The organism is Ruegeria sp. AF5, assembly GCF_056541905.1.
In genome coordinates this window covers 1-14,746 of the sequence record NZ_JBQFYZ010000010.1, presented here as the reverse complement: position 1 = coordinate 14,746, position 14,746 = coordinate 1, and the positions used below count along the sequence as shown (strand labels likewise).

Here is a 14,746-nt window from a genome sequence, read left to right as displayed (position 1 = left end):
CCGTCAATCTACAATCAGAAATATGAAGATATTAGCAGGCTTCTGAGTTTTTTCGAGACAATTCAATCGCCTCTTCCTTTTGACCCGTTGAAAACACGTGGTAGAACACATTCATCAAGATCAGACCTGTCCCTGACCCGTGAGTGTGAGATGAGCGACGATCCCTATTCCGTCCTTGGCGTATCGAAAGACGCCAGTGCCGACGAAATCAAGAAAGCCTACAGGCGTATTGCCAAGGAGTGCCACCCGGACCTGAAACCCGGCGATGCCAAGGCCGAGGCCAAATTCAAGGCCGCAGCTGCTGCGTATGACTTGCTGAAAGACCCTGAAACCCGCGCCCGTTACGACAATGGCGAAATCGACGCATCGGGTCAGGAACGCCCGCAACAACACTATTACCGGGACTATGCCGAGGCCGCTGGAAACCCCTATCGCGGGCGTCAGGCGGACCCGGACGACATGTCGGACATCTTTGCCGAATTCATGCGCGGCCGCGGTGGATTTGGCGACCAGCAAAGGCATGAGTTTCATGCGCCGGGGCATAACCTGAACTATTCCCTGCAAATCAGCTTTCTGGATGCCGTGTTTGGCGCCAGCCAGAAACTGACCCTACCAGACGGCAACCGGATCGAGATCAAGATCCCCGCCGGTATAACAGAAGGTCAGACCATCCGCCTGCGCAGCAAGGGTGCTCCGGGTTATGGCGAAGGCCCTCCGGGGGATGCGTTGGTGACCGTCACGGTCGCCAAACATCCGGTGTTTGACCGTCAGGGCGACGACATCCATATCACGCTGCCGATCAGCATCGATGAGGCCATTCTGGGCGGGAAAGTCGCCGCCCCCACCATCGATGGCGGTGTGAACGTCAATGTTCCGGCGGGCACAAGCAGCGGCAAAACCCTTCGCCTGCGCGGCAAGGGGGTGAAGAAACGCGGCTCGTCCCTGCGCGGCGACCAACTGATCGAATTGACTGTCTCGATGCCCGACAAGATCGATGATGATCTCAGGCAGTTCATGGAGACATGGCGCGAAACGCACCGCTACGATCCGCGGAAAGGAATGCCGTCATGACCCTGACCGAAAAGGAACTGATCGAAACCGTCTCGCGCCTGACCTCGGACCGCCTGACCGAGTATCTTGCGGCCGAGATCGTGATCCCTGAACAATCGGAGCAGGGGCTGGTCTATCACAGTATCGACGTTGCCCGGCTGGAACTGGCTTGCGAGTTGCACGAGCAATACGACATGGAGGCCGATGCGCTGTCGATGATGATCTCGCTGATTGATCAGATGCATGGGCTGCGCGCCGAACTGCGTGAGGTTCTGAACGCAGTCGAGGCGCAACCCGAGCCGGTGCGCCAACAACTGATCGAAGTTATCGGCACAGCGCTGTTCCGTCGCAGATAACAGGGTTTTGGGCGCAATGATTATGGCGTAGAAGGCCGCCTTGATCCTTTGTCAGGTAGCTTCCATGACCCAGCCCAGATCCGAGTTGCTGATGCCTGCGGGCAATCTGCGCAAACTTAAACTCGCCATCCTCTATGGGGCAGACGCCGTGTATCTGGGCACGCCGGATATGTCGCTGCGTACCAAGTCCGAGTTTTCGCTGGACGAGGTAATTGAAGGGGTCGAGTTCTGCCACAACCATGGCCGGCGCGCCTACCTGACACTGAACCTGTTCTCGCATAACAAAGACATCCCGAAACTGGACGAATACATCGACACGGTGCGCAAGGCGCAGCCCGACGGGTTGATCATCGCCGATCCGGGCGTATTCCAATACGTCCGCGAGCGCGCGCCCGAACTGCCGCTGCATATCTCGACCCAGGCCAATATCTGTTCGTGGTTGTCGGTGAAGTTCTGGCAGGATCAGGGGGCCGAGCTGGTGGTTCTGGCGCGTGAGGTTTCCTATCCCGAACTGGTCGAGATTCGTGAGAAATGCCCTGATATAAAGCTAGAAGCCTTCGTGCACGGTGCTATGTGCATGACCTACTCGGGCCGCTGTCTGCTGTCGAATTTCATGGCCGAACGCGGGGCCAACCAGGGCAACTGCGCCAATTCCTGTCGCTGGAACTATGGTCTGAAACTGCGCCTCAAGGATGGCACACATCAGGAGCTGCGTATCACCGAGGAAAACGCCGACCTGTTCGAATTCCTGCTGGAAGAAGGCTGCCGCCCCGGTGACCTTATGCCCATCGAAGAGGATGATCGCGGCTCGTACATCCTCAACTCACGCGACCTCTGCATCATGCCGAAGCTGGACGAGTACCTGAAAATCGGAGTCGACAGCCTCAAGGTCGAGGGGCGCGGCAAATCGGAATACTACGCCGCGATCGTCGCGCGGGCCTATCGTATGGCCATCGATGACTATTTCGCGGATCCCGAAAACTGGGACCCCAAGCCTTACATGCGCGAGCTCGAAACCGTCGGAAATCGCGGCTATACGCTGGCCTTTCACGAGGGTCGGCTGACAAACTATGCACATGATTACGAACACACGGCCTCGATCTCGCAATGGGAATATGCCGGGATCGTCACCGAAGTGACCGAGGATGCCTTTCTGGTTGAGGTGAAGAACAAGCTGGAACCGGGTGATGTGCTGGATTTCGTCTCGCCAGTCGCACGCGACACGGTTCTGCTGCGGGTCTATGATTTCGAACGCGCCCATGATGGCGCACGGTTGGACGTGGTTCATGGCAGCACAAAAACCATCATCCGGTTGCCTTTCACCCTGTTCGATCACGAGGATACCGACGACCTGCGCGCCCGTTTTCCGGTCTACTCGGTGCTGCGCAAGGAACGCGCCCTGACCGACGAACACTGGAGCCGCATTCGCTTTGACAAGCTCGTGCAGGGATTGGAAACCTCCGGTCGAGACAATCCAACAGCTTATGCACGCCGTCGCGATGATCTGGTTGAAAAGATCGGCGCAGACGGTAACGAACGCCGGTTCAAGACAAACCGCATCGGTACGGAAGGATGCTGCGGCAAGGGCTGCAACGGATGCCTGATCTTCTGGCAGGATGACAAATACGCTTTGGCCCGCGAGGTACTGTCCAAACGGAAGCAAGGCGAGCAACTCAGCCGCCGCGAGGCGACAGAACTCAAGCTGCCGGGAGAACCGGCTTAGTTTCCCGCCCGATATTCTTCGGGAACAAAGAACGTATAGTCACGATCCGCCACTTGTTCGTGACAGACATGGCAATATGCAACTTCGCTGGCACGGGCGCCCATTGTATCGCCATACAAGGACCCGTCTGGCAGCACCATGATATAACGCCAGTCAGCGGTGTTCGGGCTGGTACCCTCTGGCAGTTTTTCCATTATGAACATGGCGCCGGGATGTATGTGACCTTCATCGGTCACCGTCATGCTGTCCTTGGCAAGCACCGATCCCATGGGAAGTTCTTCGCCTTGCTGCAATGTCCCGTAGTTATGGGCCATTCGGTTGGCATACGTGTTTACGTAACGCTGACCGTGTGTCGCGGAAATATATGGCGCGTCGTTGAAAAGCGGCCAGCTTTGATAGTTTAGAACCAGATCCAGTTGCGCCGCAGCATACCCCCGTGCCATGCGGCGGCGCAGTGAATGGTAGTGAGCCGCGGCTTCATCCTTGCTCAGCTCTGCCGGATTTTCAATCGCGATATGAGCGTTGTGGCCATCCGCCGTTGCCAATCCTGAAGAAATCAGAAGTATCGCGCACGCAATGGCCTTGTGCTGGAGAAAAATTCGAAGATACGAGTCCATTATTACGACCCACCTGAAAATCAGTTCGCCTGAGCGCCACTTGACGGCAGTATTCGCATTTTAGCGGCTCCGGGATCTCTTACCAGCTCAGGTCCCGGAAACTCACCGCCTTGTGCATCGATTTGAACCTGCATCCTGCGGCATTGAATCATTAAAATATAGCAAACTTTGCATATTGAATCAGTACCTGAAACATTAAGTTTACAGGCACACTTCATGCGTGCGGGCGGTCATCTTTGACAATCAAAGCGCGACCATCCAAACCATGATGAATCCAACAGAAAAACTACCGGGTTAAACCGGCTTCGGACTCAATCTGTTTGCGCGATTTGCGGGCGCGTTCGGTTGCCGATTTCAACTGACCGCACGCCGCCATGATATCCTCGCCCCGTGTCTTGCGAATGGGAGAGGCGTAGCCTGCCTGATAGATGATGTTGGCAAAAGCGCGGATGCGGTTGTTCGAGCTGCGCTTGTACGGTGCACCGGGCCATTCGTTGAACGGGATCAGGTTGATCTTGGCCGGAATCTTGTGACGCTTGATGTGGTCGATCAAACGATGGGCATCCGCGTCGCTGTCATTCACACCATCCAGCATCACGTATTCGAACGTGATCCGCTCGGAGTTCGAGGCATTCGGATAGCTGGCCAGCGCCTTCAACAACTCTTCAATATTCCAGCGTTTATTGATCGGAACCAGAACGTCGCGGGTTTCATCCGTGGTTGCATGGAACGAGATCGCCAGCAGACAGCCGATTTCCTCGGCGGTGCGCGCAATCTCGGGCACCACTCCGCTGGTTGACAACGTGATGCGGCGGCGCGACAGGGAAATCCCCTCGGGATCCATCGCGATCTTCATCGCATCGCGGACGTTTTCGAAATTGTATAGCGGCTCACCCATTCCCATCAGAACGATGTTCGACAGAAGGCGCGTTTCATCCTTTGGCGCACCGGGGGTCGGCCATTCTTCAAGATCGTCGCGCGCCATCATGATCTGCCCGACAATTTCTGCAGATGTTAAATTACGTACAAGTTTCTGGGTGCCGGTATGACAAAACGAACATGTCAACGTACATCCGACCTGAGACGATATGCACAGCGTTCCGCGATCTTCCTCGGGGATGTAGACCACCTCGACCTCGTGCCCACCCGCGATCCGGCACAGATATTTGCGGGTGCCGTCCTCGGACACCTGTCGGGTCACCACCTCGGGTATCTCGACCACAAAGTTGTCGGCCAGTTGCGCACGGTAGGCTTTGGCCAGATTCGTCATCTGGGAAAAATCACACACACCCCATTGATAGATCCACTGCCAGATCTGACCGGTACGCATCTTTGCCTGCTTTTCGGGCGTACCATGTTCGATCAGGACCTCGCGCAAACGGTCGCGGGTTAGACCGACAAGGTTCACCTTCCCCTCGGGCAATTTGCGAGGGAGGGTCATGACGTCTTGAGTGATCGGCGCTTTGGGCGACATTGTGGTACCTGCTGAGGCGTATCTTCAAGGATTCTGGCTTGGGATGCGCCTCTATATAGGAACCTGTGCAAAGATCAAAAGGAATCGTTTCAGTCAGTCTGCAAAACTCAACAGTTCTTCAACGCGTGCCCGCCCCAAATTCACCCGACATGATGTGATTGCGATACCTGTACCCGATCCGCCACCAAACGACGCGCCGACGGCGGTGCAATGCGTATCGCGATAGGTTTCCCAGGCCTGTTGCGCCGCTATGAGGGCAGGTTCAGCCACTATCCGCCCGGTGACCTCGTCCAGTTCCTTGGCAGATTGTACCGCCAAATCAAAACTCACCTGCAGCGCGCGCGAGATCCGTGCTTCCATCTCTCCGACGCAGGATCCGATTTCGACTTGTGATCCGGCGTCGGAACATTCCAACGCCGGGTCGGCGGTTGCGGTGGCTGGCAAAAGCAGCGCGATCAAGATCAGACGCATGGCCGCCTCATTCATCCATTCAGCTGGGGTCAGGCCAGAGTAACATTTTTTGCCAGAAAGGTTTAGATGCCGGTTGGCCCCCTAAACCAACGGAAATGCAGTTCCGCGTCAGACACCCGCGGGTGGGATATAGCAATCTTCGGCATCCAGGGTCTTGACCGGATCGTTCGGTCCGCATTGTTCGCCGGTTACAGGATAAGTCTCGCCCTTGTTTTCGCAGGCACTCAGCAGCATGGCTGATATCATCATCAACGCGGCAAGAGATTTGTTCAGCATGGTGGCAACTCCCTGGTTTCTCTTGAACTGATTAGTTCGGAAATCGTCAGAGCTCACATTGATACGGATCAAGTAAACGGGTTGATCCTGCGTAAAGTTACAACCCACGCTCTGGAAGGAATTACAGTACTGGTCCACGTTGTGATTGAGTTCCGCGGTGTTGAAGGTTCCCCATCTCAGAGGGTTTAAACATAATTACGACGGAAGCGCTTGTGTGGCATACTGGTTGAATGTGGAGCGTACCGAAAGCGGCGCTTGGTGATACTGCATCCTGACAGGCACAAATAAGAAAAAGCTTACGCAAAGTCGGTGGCGCATCTAACATGGCGTCACGCGGCGGCGCGCTAGCCTGCCCGTTTGAAGGCGCAATTTGCTCAATGCCAATGCTAAGCGCCCCATCTTTCCACAATCCCTTCAATAGAACTAAGGTCATTGAAAATGATTTCAGCCGAATATTGCCAACTCATGGCACGCTACAACAGCTGGCAAAACTCCTCACTCGTTACAGCGGCCAACGAATTGACAAATGCCGAGCGTTGGATGGATCGAGGCGCTTTTTTTCAGTCCATCGCCGGGACATTGAACCACCTCTATTGGGCCGACGCGCTTATCCTTGAGCGCATTAAAGGCAATGAACGCCCACAAGATACGATCACACACTCACTAACCAGTCCAACAGACTGGTCTGAGTTCAAAAGCTTACGCATAGAACGAGACGCGGAAATCGAACGGTGGGCAGCCAGTACAACCGACACAGATCTCAAGGGCGCGATCAAATGGTACCCTCCGGACGGCTCTGCCAAAATTGAAATGCCGAAAGCTGTCTGTGTCGTTCAGCTTTTCAACCACCAAACCCATCACCGGGGACAGGTACATGCCATGCTCACTGCGACAGGGGTAACTCCTGAACCAACGGACATTTCAGGAATGCCGTAGCAATTGCTGAACGCCGTTGACCGTAGCCAATCAAAAAAAAGCCCCGCCAAAGACGGGACCATTTGCTTAGGTCGGGGTGCTTACTTGGTGCAGCGCTTTTCAGCGTCTTCGATTGCTGCGGTAAAGCCCAGCAGCGAGAAGGTGTCCTTGGTTTGTGTGCCGCGTTCGGACCGGGCAGTCAGAACAGCCTCGGTTCCGCGTTTCAGCGCGGTGACGATCTTGGCGTCATCTGCATCTGATGCGGGCCAGGCCCACTCACCTTCGGTGAACAGTTCAAACTCGGACCCGTCGACATTCAGGTTCACCGTCGATCCAGGAGCAAACGGGTAGCCGCCGGTAAAGGTCACTTGTCCTTTGACCTCGGCATTGGGGCGATAGAACACAAACAACAGGATGTCGCTGCGCCGAACGGATACGACACGCCCGCCCCGGGTGTTCACGGTTTCCTTGGGGGCCGAAACGCTCCAGCATTCGGTGGGATCATCTTCGACAAAAACGCTCCAGTCCGTTTTTGCAGCAACCCGGTTTGTGCTTGTCGCCTGTTGGGCGAGTGCAGACGTTGCGGCGATGCCTGCCACACACAGGCCCGCAATCGTACGAACGAGCATTGATCCCATTTGTCCAGCCTCCTAGCTCGACCGATACCTCAAATCCATCGGACATGGCTGCGAACCCTTCCGGCCCGTCTATTCCGTTGCGCATTCCGATGATTGCCGACATACACACACTAACGCAGGTTTCGCCACAGGCGAAAGGGCGATTGGCAGATTTTTGCGCATAAATTTCGGAGGTCCTGATGACGCAGCCCGTAGCAATGACAGAACTGTGGCGCGGCAAGTTGCTGGAAAGCCTGCATCTGGGCCACGCGGTCATCTGCGACGACACCGGCCAGATCGTGCGCAGCTGGGGCGACCCGCAGGCGGTTATCTATCCGCGCTCATCCGCCAAGATGATTCAGGCGCTTCCGCTGGTCACGTCAGGAGCCGCGGCAAAATACGGATTGAACAGCGAACATCTTGCGCTGGCCTGCGCGTCACACAACGGGGCCGCGATCCATACCGACCGCGTGACGGCGTGGCTTGATCATCTGGGGCTGAGCGAGCACGACTTGCGCTGCGGGCCACAGGAGCCGGCAGACACTGCCGCGCGGGATCGGCTGATCCTGGCGGATGACACCCCGTGCCAGATCCACAACAATTGTTCCGGCAAGCATTGTGGTTTCCTGACACTGGGTCAGCATATGGGCGCAGGGCCGGAATATCTGGAAATCGATCACCCGGTGCAGCAGGCCTGCCTGTCTGCCATCGAAGAAACGTCAGGCGAAACCAGCCCCGGTTACGGTATTGACGGCTGTTCCGCCCCGAATTTCGCCGTGTCGCTGGCCGGGCTGGCCCGGTCGATGGCATGGTTCGCAAGCGCCTCGGATCGGTCCGACCGTTCCAGCGAGGCGGCGGTTCAATTGGTGGCAGCCATGGTGAAACATCCGGAACTGGTTGCCGGTGAGACCCGTGCCTGCACCGAACTGATGCGCGCCATGAACGGGCGCGTCGCCATCAAGACCGGGGCCGAGGCGGTGTTTGTGGCCATCATCCCGGAAAAACGTATGGGCGTTGCGTTGAAGATCACCGATGGCACCACACGCGCCAGCGAATGTGCCATCGCCGCCATTCTGGTGAGCCTAGGTGTGCTGGAGGCCGATCACCCGGCCACCCGCAAATTCATGAACGCCACGCAATACAGCCGCCGGGGGCTGGAATGCGGCGTGATCAAACCTGCGCCGGGTTTCCCCGGCTAAGGCCGCTACATCTCGATCTCGTGCACCTCGGCAACCTCGACCGAGCCCGAGCCGTTGACGACCATCGGACAGCCCTTGGCCATCTCGGTCGCGGCGTCGATGCTGTCGGCCTTGATCACGGTAAAGCCCGAGGCCGGGTTTGCACCACCATTGTCGACAACCCCGCTGCTGCTGACCGTATAGGATTGTCCGACCGGGTTGCCGGGGATCTCTAACGCTTCGGCCATACCCTGAAACCATGCGCCCCAAGCGGCCATGGTCGCCTCGATCTCGGCGGGGTCGGTCGGGGTGTGTCCCCCGTGATAGACAAACAAATATTGGGGCATATCGCTCCTCCCTGATGAAATCTTATTTGCAATTCGCTTCGAGTTTGCGCAACGAAGACGTCCAGCCCTGATTGTGGTTCGCGGCTGCTTCGGCATCGGCCAGTTCGCGATGGTCCAAAACCAGGCGTGACCCCGTGCCTGTCGCTGTGACTGTGAAGGTGACGTGGCTTTCGGCCCCGCGCTGATCCTGATCGTCATGCCAGCCCCAGGTAAACCCCACCGAGTTTGGCGGGTCGACATGCGTGACGTGGCCCGAGACCTTGTATTGCTGGCCCTCGCCGTTTTCCATGACCGAATACCACGGGCCGGTGCGCGAGAAATCCAGATTGTGTTCAGGCACGTGCATCCCTTCGGGCCCCCACCATTGCAACAACCGGCTGCCGTCGCTGATCCATGCAAACAGGTCTTCTGGGCTGACGGGGAAGTCCCGTTCCAGTTTCAGGTCGGCCATGAATTCTCCCTTTCGATGATATCACTGAGGCGATCGAGGCTGCTTTCCCAGAATTGCCGTTTGGAGATCGTCCAGTCGGCAATCATCCGCAGCCCGTCGGGCCGGATGGAGTACATCCGTTGGGTGCCCCGCACGCGCTGTTCAACCAGCCCGGCTTCGCGCAATACTTTCAGATGGCGCGAAATCGCAGCGCCGGACATTCCGCGCCCTTCGATCAGGTCACCGGCGGGCAGTTCGCCCTGCTCCATCAATTGCTCGACAATCGAGAACCGGGTGGCGTCGGACAAAGCGGAAAAGGTGGTCAGAAGCGTGCTCATGACCTATATTTAACACAAATGTTAAATAATGAAAAGCCCTGTCAAGACTCGACAAAATCCGCGCGACTGTACCCTTGCAGGTAAAGCAGTGCCGTCAGGTCGCCGTGATTCACCCGCACATCGCATTTCGCGGCCACCGACGGCTTGGCATGAAGGGCAACGCCGGTTCCGGCCCGCCCCAGCATGCCCAGATCATTGGCCCCGTCGCCGACGGCGATCACGTCAACTTCGGACAGGCCAAGGCGAGTGGAGATCTGTTCCAGCGCCTCGATTTTGGCCTGACGTCCCAGAATAGGACGCGCCACATCGCCCGTCAGTTTGCCATCTGCGGCCAGCAGAGTGTTGGCGCGGTTTTCATCGAACCCCAGCAGTTCTGCCACCCGCGTGGTGAAGGCGGTAAAGCCACCGGACACCAGTGCAGCATAGGCTCCGTTAGCCCGCATCGTTGCCAGCAACGCCTGTCCGCCGGGCATCAGCGTGATCCGTTCGCGCAGAACTTTGCCAATGACGCTTTCATCCAGATCCTTCAGCAGACCAACCCGTTCGATCAGGGCACCTTCGAAATCCAACTCTCCGTTCATGGCGCGGGCGGTGATGTCCTTGACCCTTTCGCCGACGCCAGCCTCATCCGCCAGTTCGTCAATGCATTCCTGCTGGATCATGGTGCTGTCCATATCGGCCAGCAGCATCTTTTTGCGCCGCCCAGCCGCAGGCTGTACAATCAGGTCCACGCCCATGCCTTGCAAGTCTGCCCAAACGTCCCAGCGATTGGCGGGCATGTCGCGCAGGTCAAACTCGACCGCCTCGTCCGGGCTGAGCCACAGGACATCCCCACCGCCCCACGCGTTGCGCAGCGATTCTGGCAAGTCGCGGTCCAGTGAGGGTGCAGCCGGGTTGGTCAGCAAAGTGGCGACGTACATATTCCAATCTCCAGTGTCATACCCATGCGGAACGGTCAGGGCGTCAATGGTGTTCGACCTTGTTCGGTCAGTTCCCAGCAATTCTGTCCCTCGAATACGGCGACGCCCGTCGGGCGTCCGTACCCGGCCCCCGTGTCCAGATTGATCCGGTTGCCATAATGCGTCGCCTGATCCACAGGCGTGTGTCCATGAACGATCAGTTTGGGATGCGGGCCTTGGTAGTCGTGGAAGTCCTGTCTGATCCAGATCAGATCACTTGCCTGCTGTTCATTCAGCGGCACACCCGGACGGATACCCGCATGAACAAAGGCAATCTCGGGCGTCTGATGCATCGCCACCAGATCGCGCAGAAAGGTCAGGTGCGATTTCGGCACGGCTGCCTGTGCCATCCGGTGCAGGTTTTCAAGGCGGATCTGACCTTCGAATTCCACCCCATAGCTGCGCAGGGTTTCGACCCCGCCCAACCTGTCATGCAGCCAGTGGTATCCCACCAACAAATGCGGATCGTGGCGCGGCGTGTCCTCCATGAACCAGGCAAACATGCGATCGTGATTGCCCAGCAGAGTGATCCAGTTCCGACCCGCATCACGCCCGGCAATCAGGCGTTCGATCAGCCCGCGACTGTCAGGGCCGCGGTCAACGTAGTCACCCAGAAACACGATCTGAGCATCGGGGCCGCCGTCGCTTTGGATCAGGGACAGCGCGCGCTCCAGCTCAGCCACCTGCCCGTGCAGATCACCAATAACATAGATTGGCTGCGTCATAGACGGCCTCCGGCGGTAAAGTTCAGCTTGCTTGTGCCTCAGATCATGGTTTGAGAGAACAAAGGACCCGGATATTCGCATAACCGGGTCCTGAACTGTTCCTCAAACTCAACAGCCCCGATCAGGCGACGTCGAATTCCAGTGGCTTGATCTGTGTGAACAGGCCTGTTTCGGCAAGCTTCGCCCGCGCTTCGGCCGGGACCGGTTCGTCGACATAGAGCAATGCAATCGCTTCGCCTCCGGCCTCGGATCGGCCGAGGGTAAAGTTGGCGATGTTCACGTTGTTTTCACCCATGGTCTGACCCAGCGTGCCTATGATGCCGGGCACGTCTTCGTTGGTGGTGTACAGCATATGAGCGCCGACCTCGGCATCGATATTGATGCCCTTGATCTGGATAAAGCGCGGCTTGCCATCGCTGAACACCGTACCCGCGATCGACCGTTCACGCTTGTCCGTTACGACCGTGACCTTGATATAGCCATCAAAAACACCCGACTTGTCCTGATTGGTGGTCGAGATTTTGATCCCGCGCTCTTTCGCGACCACAGGGGCCGAGACCATGTTCACCTCGGGGTTGAACTTTTTCATGATCCCCGCGACCACCGAACAGTTCAGCGCAGCCAGATTCATTTCAGCGGCCACACCGTCATAGAGGATGTTGATCGCCTTGACCGGCTCGTCCGTCATCTGGCCGATGAAGCTGCCCAGATGACCTGCCAGCTTGATCCACGGCCCCATCAGCTTGGCTTCTTCAGCGGTCACGCTGGGCATGTTCAGCGCGTTCTCGACCGCGCCTGTCAGCAGGTAGTTCGAAATCTGTTCAGCCACCTGCAAGGCCACGTTCTCCTGCGCCTCGGTCGTCGCCGCGCCCAGATGGGGCGTGCAGACCACGTTGGGCAGGTTGAACAATGCGTTGTCCTTGGCGGGTTCCTCGCTGAACACGTCAAAGGCCGCTCCGGCAACATGGCCGGATTGCAGCATCTCGGCCAGCGCCACTTCATCGACCAGACCGCCACGGGCACAGTTGATGATCCGTACACCCTTTTTGGTTTTGGCCAGATTCTCGCGGCTCAGGATGTTGCGAGTCTGATCCGTCAGCGGCACATGCAGGGTGATGAAATCGGCACGCGCCAGCAGTTCATCCAGCTCGACCTTTTCGACGCCCATCTTAGAGGCTTTCTCTTCGCCCAGATAAGGATCATAGGCGACAACCTTCATCTTCAGGCCCAACGCGCGTTCGCACACGATGCCACCAATGTTGCCGGCACCGATCACGCCCAGTGTCTTGTTGGTCAGCTCGATCCCCATGAACTTGGACTTTTCCCACTTGCCCGCATGGGTCGAGGTGCTGGCCTCGGGGATCTGCCGCGCCACGGCGAACATCATCGCGATGGCGTGTTCGGCGGTGGTGATCATGTTGCCGAAGGGTGTGTTCATCACGATCACACCTTTTTTCGAGGCCGCCTCTTTGTCGACATTGTCGGTGCCGATCCCGGCGCGGCCGATGACCTTCAGCCTGTCGGCTTTTTCCAGAAGGGTCGGTGTGACCTTGGTGGCCGAACGGATGGCGAGACCGTCATATTGACCGATCACCTCGGCCAGCTTGTCCTTGTCTTTGCCAAGCTCGGGCATGAAATCCACGTCGATGCCACGGTCGCGGAAAATTTGCACTGCGGTTTCGCTGAGCTTGTCGGATACCAGTACTTTGGGAGCCATTTTGCTTGGTCCTTTGAATTCTTCAGGGGGATAGCGGGCTGACGCCCGCCCTAAAACGGTGATGGGGTAGGCCGGGCTTCAGCCCGGCACATGAAACTCAGGCAGCCTGCGCCTGCGCTTTGATCTCGGTCGCAAAGGCCCAGGCCAGCCAGGGCAGCATCGCCTCGATATCCGAGGTTTCAACCGTACCGCCGCACCAGATGCGCAGACCTGCTGGCGCGTCGCGATAGGCGCCGATATCCAGCGCGATATTCTCGGTCTCAAGCCGCTTGGCGACTGCCTTGGCAAAGGCTGCACCGTCCTGAATACGCGCATCGGTGAACTTCAGGCAGACCGAAGTGTTCGACCGTGTCGCCTCATCCTCGGCCAGGTTTGCGATCCAGCCGTTCTGGTCGCAGAACGCGTGTACCGCACCCGTATTGGCATCCGCCCGCGCGATCAGCCCCTGCAATCCGCCCACCGAGCGGGCCCAGTCCAGCGCAAACAGATAATCCTCAACCGCCAGCATTGACGGTGTGTTGATCGTTGCCCCGGTAAAGATGCCCTCGATCAGCTTGCCACCCTTGGTCAGGCGGAAAATCTTGGGCAGCGGCCATGCGGGGATATAGCTTTCCAGCCGTTCAACCGCACGCGGGCTGAGGATCAGCATCCCGTGGGCTGCTTCGCCGCCCAGCACTTTCTGCCAGCTGAAGGTCGTTACATCCAGCTTGTCCCAGGGCAGATCCATCGCAAAGGCCGCCGAGGTTGCATCACAGATCGTCAGGCCCTGGCGATCATCGGCAATCCAGTCGCCATTGGGCACCCGAACACCCGAGGTGGTGCCGTTCCACGTAAAGACCACGTCATTTGCGAAATCGACCGAGGCCAGATCAACGATCTGCCCGTAATCCGCGGTTTTCACCTCGGCGTCGATTTTCAACTGCTTGACCACATCGGTCACCCAGCCGGACCCAAAGCTTTCCCAGGCCAGCATCTCGACCTTGCGCTCACCCAGCAAAGACCACAGCGCCATTTCAACCGCGCCAGTGTCCGAGGCGGGAACGATGCCAACGCGGTAATCCGCCGGAATGCCCAGAATCTCGCGCGTGCCTTCGATGGCCGCCTTCAGCTTGTCCTTGCCGACAGCGGCGCGGTGCGACCGGCCCAATGCGGCATCGGCCAGTTTTGTCAGGTCAAATGTGGGGGGTTTGGCACAGGGGCCCGAAGAAAAGCGCGGATTGGCCGGCCGCGTCGCCGGTTGTTCGATCGTCATGTGTATTACCCTTCCAGATACACGCCCCTCGTTGGGGAGGGGTGTCCCACGGACAGACCTAGGGGGCCTTCGCATCTGCAGCAAGCGGAAAAGACGCTTTACCGGGTAAAAACGACATCTGAAACGGGCACAAATCAGAACACGCGTTTCCGATTGGCGAAAAACCCCGCCGATGTTTCGGCGGGGTTTGTCTGTGTTACTCAGCGGCGTCTTCGTATTCTGTCATTGGTGGGCATGTGCAGACGAGGTTTCGGTCGCCGTATGCGTTGTCGACGCGGTTGACGGGGGACCAGTATTTGTC

General features: G+C 57.8%; 17 protein-coding genes. 5 read left to right on the top strand and 12 right to left on the bottom strand.

The window, feature by feature from the left end; genetic code table 11:
• Positions 1 to 150 precede the first annotated feature (150 nt).
• The 3 genes from ACR0DS_RS14235 to ACR0DS_RS14225 all read left to right on the top strand — a co-directional run bounded on the left by ACR0DS_RS14235 (position 151) and on the right by ACR0DS_RS14225 (position 3,129).
• Positions 151 to 1,071 (top strand): DnaJ C-terminal domain-containing protein, encoded by a 921-nt coding sequence (locus ACR0DS_RS14235; protein WP_480559964.1) that lies wholly within the window; start codon positions 151 to 153, stop codon positions 1,069 to 1,071.
• Positions 1,068 to 1,406 (top strand): hypothetical protein, encoded by a 339-nt coding sequence (locus ACR0DS_RS14230; RefSeq protein ID WP_480559962.1) that lies wholly within the window; start codon positions 1,068 to 1,070, stop codon positions 1,404 to 1,406. Before ACR0DS_RS14235 ends, ACR0DS_RS14230 begins: the two co-directional genes overlap by 4 nt.
• A 64-nt stretch (positions 1,407 to 1,470) precedes the next feature.
• On the top strand, positions 1,471 to 3,129 hold the full coding sequence (locus tag ACR0DS_RS14225; RefSeq protein ID WP_480559960.1) for a U32 family peptidase: 1,659 nt from the start codon (positions 1,471 to 1,473) through the stop codon (positions 3,127 to 3,129).
• Here ACR0DS_RS14225 and ACR0DS_RS14220 read toward each other — a convergent pair.
• The 4 genes from ACR0DS_RS14220 to ACR0DS_RS14205 form a co-directional block, all read right to left on the bottom strand.
• Positions 3,126 to 3,746: a cytochrome P460 family protein gene (locus ACR0DS_RS14220; protein ID WP_480546618.1), complete on the bottom strand. Its 621-nt coding sequence runs from the start codon at positions 3,744 to 3,746 to the stop codon at positions 3,126 to 3,128. The genes ACR0DS_RS14225 and ACR0DS_RS14220 overlap by 4 nt on opposite strands.
• A gap of 286 nt (positions 3,747 to 4,032) precedes the next feature.
• Positions 4,033 to 5,220 (bottom strand): dual-specificity RNA methyltransferase RlmN, encoded by a 1,188-nt coding sequence (gene rlmN, locus ACR0DS_RS14215; protein ID WP_480559958.1) that lies wholly within the window; start codon positions 5,218 to 5,220, stop codon positions 4,033 to 4,035.
• A gap of 93 nt (positions 5,221 to 5,313) precedes the next feature.
• On the bottom strand, positions 5,314 to 5,691 hold the full coding sequence (locus tag ACR0DS_RS14210) for a lysozyme inhibitor LprI family protein (RefSeq protein ID WP_480559956.1): 378 nt from the start codon (positions 5,689 to 5,691) through the stop codon (positions 5,314 to 5,316).
• A 108-nt stretch (positions 5,692 to 5,799) separates the two neighbouring features.
• Positions 5,800 to 5,967 carry a hypothetical protein gene (locus ACR0DS_RS14205; protein WP_480488542.1) on the bottom strand — a complete coding sequence of 56 codons (168 nt, stop codon included), beginning with the start codon at positions 5,965 to 5,967 and terminating at the stop codon, positions 5,800 to 5,802.
• 465 nt (positions 5,968 to 6,432) lie between these two features.
• Here ACR0DS_RS14205 and ACR0DS_RS14200 point away from each other — a divergent pair, with 465 nt between their 5' ends.
• Positions 6,433 to 6,903, top strand: coding sequence for a DinB family protein (locus ACR0DS_RS14200; protein WP_480559954.1), 471 nt, complete (start codon positions 6,433 to 6,435; stop codon positions 6,901 to 6,903).
• 80 nt (positions 6,904 to 6,983) lie between these two features.
• Here the strand turns inward: ACR0DS_RS14200 and ACR0DS_RS14195 are convergent, their stop codons facing one another.
• Complete coding sequence (locus ACR0DS_RS14195; protein WP_209505046.1) at positions 6,984 to 7,520, bottom strand: invasion associated locus B family protein; 537 nt, start codon at positions 7,518 to 7,520, stop codon at positions 6,984 to 6,986.
• Between the two features lie 179 nt (positions 7,521 to 7,699).
• Here ACR0DS_RS14195 and ACR0DS_RS14190 point away from each other — a divergent pair, with 179 nt between their 5' ends.
• The gene (locus tag ACR0DS_RS14190) at positions 7,700 to 8,698 is read left to right on the top strand and encodes an asparaginase (RefSeq protein ID WP_480559952.1); all 999 of its coding nucleotides are present in this window, start codon (positions 7,700 to 7,702) and stop codon (positions 8,696 to 8,698) included.
• A 5-nt stretch (positions 8,699 to 8,703) separates the two neighbouring features.
• Here the strand turns inward: ACR0DS_RS14190 and ACR0DS_RS14185 are convergent, their stop codons facing one another.
• The 7 genes from ACR0DS_RS14185 to ACR0DS_RS14155 form a co-directional block, all read right to left on the bottom strand.
• A complete protein-coding gene (locus ACR0DS_RS14185) occupies positions 8,704 to 9,024 on the bottom strand; it encodes a YciI family protein (RefSeq protein WP_209505048.1) in 321 nt (106 codons plus the stop codon).
• A 22-nt stretch (positions 9,025 to 9,046) separates the two neighbouring features.
• On the bottom strand, positions 9,047 to 9,475 hold the full coding sequence (locus ACR0DS_RS14180; protein WP_480559950.1) for an SRPBCC family protein: 429 nt from the start codon (positions 9,473 to 9,475) through the stop codon (positions 9,047 to 9,049).
• Positions 9,463 to 9,792, bottom strand: a complete 330-nt coding sequence (locus ACR0DS_RS14175; RefSeq protein ID WP_480506475.1) for an ArsR/SmtB family transcription factor — start codon at positions 9,790 to 9,792, stop codon at positions 9,463 to 9,465. The genes ACR0DS_RS14180 and ACR0DS_RS14175 overlap by 13 nt, the downstream gene beginning before the upstream one ends.
• A 41-nt stretch (positions 9,793 to 9,833) precedes the next feature.
• The gene (gene serB / locus ACR0DS_RS14170; protein WP_480559948.1) at positions 9,834 to 10,712 is read right to left on the bottom strand and encodes a phosphoserine phosphatase SerB; all 879 of its coding nucleotides are present in this window, start codon (positions 10,710 to 10,712) and stop codon (positions 9,834 to 9,836) included.
• 35 nt (positions 10,713 to 10,747) lie between these two features.
• Complete coding sequence (locus ACR0DS_RS14165) at positions 10,748 to 11,476, bottom strand: metallophosphoesterase family protein (protein ID WP_209505052.1); 729 nt, start codon at positions 11,474 to 11,476, stop codon at positions 10,748 to 10,750.
• 121 nt (positions 11,477 to 11,597) lie between these two features.
• A complete protein-coding gene (serA, locus tag ACR0DS_RS14160; RefSeq protein WP_267364308.1) occupies positions 11,598 to 13,193 on the bottom strand; it encodes a phosphoglycerate dehydrogenase in 1,596 nt (531 codons plus the stop codon).
• 97 nt (positions 13,194 to 13,290) lie between these two features.
• Entirely contained in the window at positions 13,291 to 14,445 is a 1,155-nt protein-coding gene (locus ACR0DS_RS14155; protein WP_480559946.1) for a phosphoserine transaminase, read from the bottom strand.
• Positions 14,446 to 14,746: the final 301 nt, after the last annotated feature.

Excerpts from the sequence above, each read along its gene's own strand:
- ACR0DS_RS14180 (WP_480559950.1), bottom strand. The coding sequence starts at position 9,475 with ATGGCCGACCTGAAACTGGAACGGGACTTCCCCGTCAGCCCAGAAGAC.
- ACR0DS_RS14190 (WP_480559952.1), top strand. The coding sequence starts at position 7,700 with ATGACGCAGCCCGTAGCAATGACAGAACTGTGGCGCGGCAAGTTGCTG.
- rlmN (WP_480559958.1), bottom strand. The coding sequence starts at position 5,220 with ATGTCGCCCAAAGCGCCGATCACTCAAGACGTCATGACCCTCCCTCGC.
- ACR0DS_RS14165 (WP_209505052.1), bottom strand. The coding sequence starts at position 11,476 with ATGACGCAGCCAATCTATGTTATTGGTGATCTGCACGGGCAGGTGGCT.
- ACR0DS_RS14200 (WP_480559954.1), top strand. The coding sequence starts at position 6,433 with ATGGCACGCTACAACAGCTGGCAAAACTCCTCACTCGTTACAGCGGCC.
- serB (WP_480559948.1), bottom strand. The coding sequence starts at position 10,712 with ATGTACGTCGCCACTTTGCTGACCAACCCGGCTGCACCCTCACTGGAC.
- ACR0DS_RS14220 (WP_480546618.1), bottom strand. The coding sequence starts at position 3,746 with ATGGACTCGTATCTTCGAATTTTTCTCCAGCACAAGGCCATTGCGTGC.
- ACR0DS_RS14210 (WP_480559956.1), bottom strand. The coding sequence starts at position 5,691 with ATGCGTCTGATCTTGATCGCGCTGCTTTTGCCAGCCACCGCAACCGCC.
- ACR0DS_RS14175 (WP_480506475.1), bottom strand. The coding sequence starts at position 9,792 with ATGAGCACGCTTCTGACCACCTTTTCCGCTTTGTCCGACGCCACCCGG.
- ACR0DS_RS14155 (WP_480559946.1), bottom strand. The coding sequence starts at position 14,445 with ATGACGATCGAACAACCGGCGACGCGGCCGGCCAATCCGCGCTTTTCT.
- ACR0DS_RS14225 (WP_480559960.1), top strand. The coding sequence starts at position 1,471 with ATGACCCAGCCCAGATCCGAGTTGCTGATGCCTGCGGGCAATCTGCGC.
- ACR0DS_RS14195 (WP_209505046.1), bottom strand. The coding sequence starts at position 7,520 with ATGGGATCAATGCTCGTTCGTACGATTGCGGGCCTGTGTGTGGCAGGC.
- serA (WP_267364308.1), bottom strand. The coding sequence starts at position 13,193 with ATGGCTCCCAAAGTACTGGTATCCGACAAGCTCAGCGAAACCGCAGTG.
- ACR0DS_RS14230 (WP_480559962.1), top strand. The coding sequence starts at position 1,068 with ATGACCCTGACCGAAAAGGAACTGATCGAAACCGTCTCGCGCCTGACC.
- ACR0DS_RS14235 (WP_480559964.1), top strand. The coding sequence starts at position 151 with ATGAGCGACGATCCCTATTCCGTCCTTGGCGTATCGAAAGACGCCAGT.
- ACR0DS_RS14185 (WP_209505048.1), bottom strand. The coding sequence starts at position 9,024 with ATGCCCCAATATTTGTTTGTCTATCACGGGGGACACACCCCGACCGAC.
- ACR0DS_RS14205 (WP_480488542.1), bottom strand. The coding sequence starts at position 5,967 with ATGCTGAACAAATCTCTTGCCGCGTTGATGATGATATCAGCCATGCTG.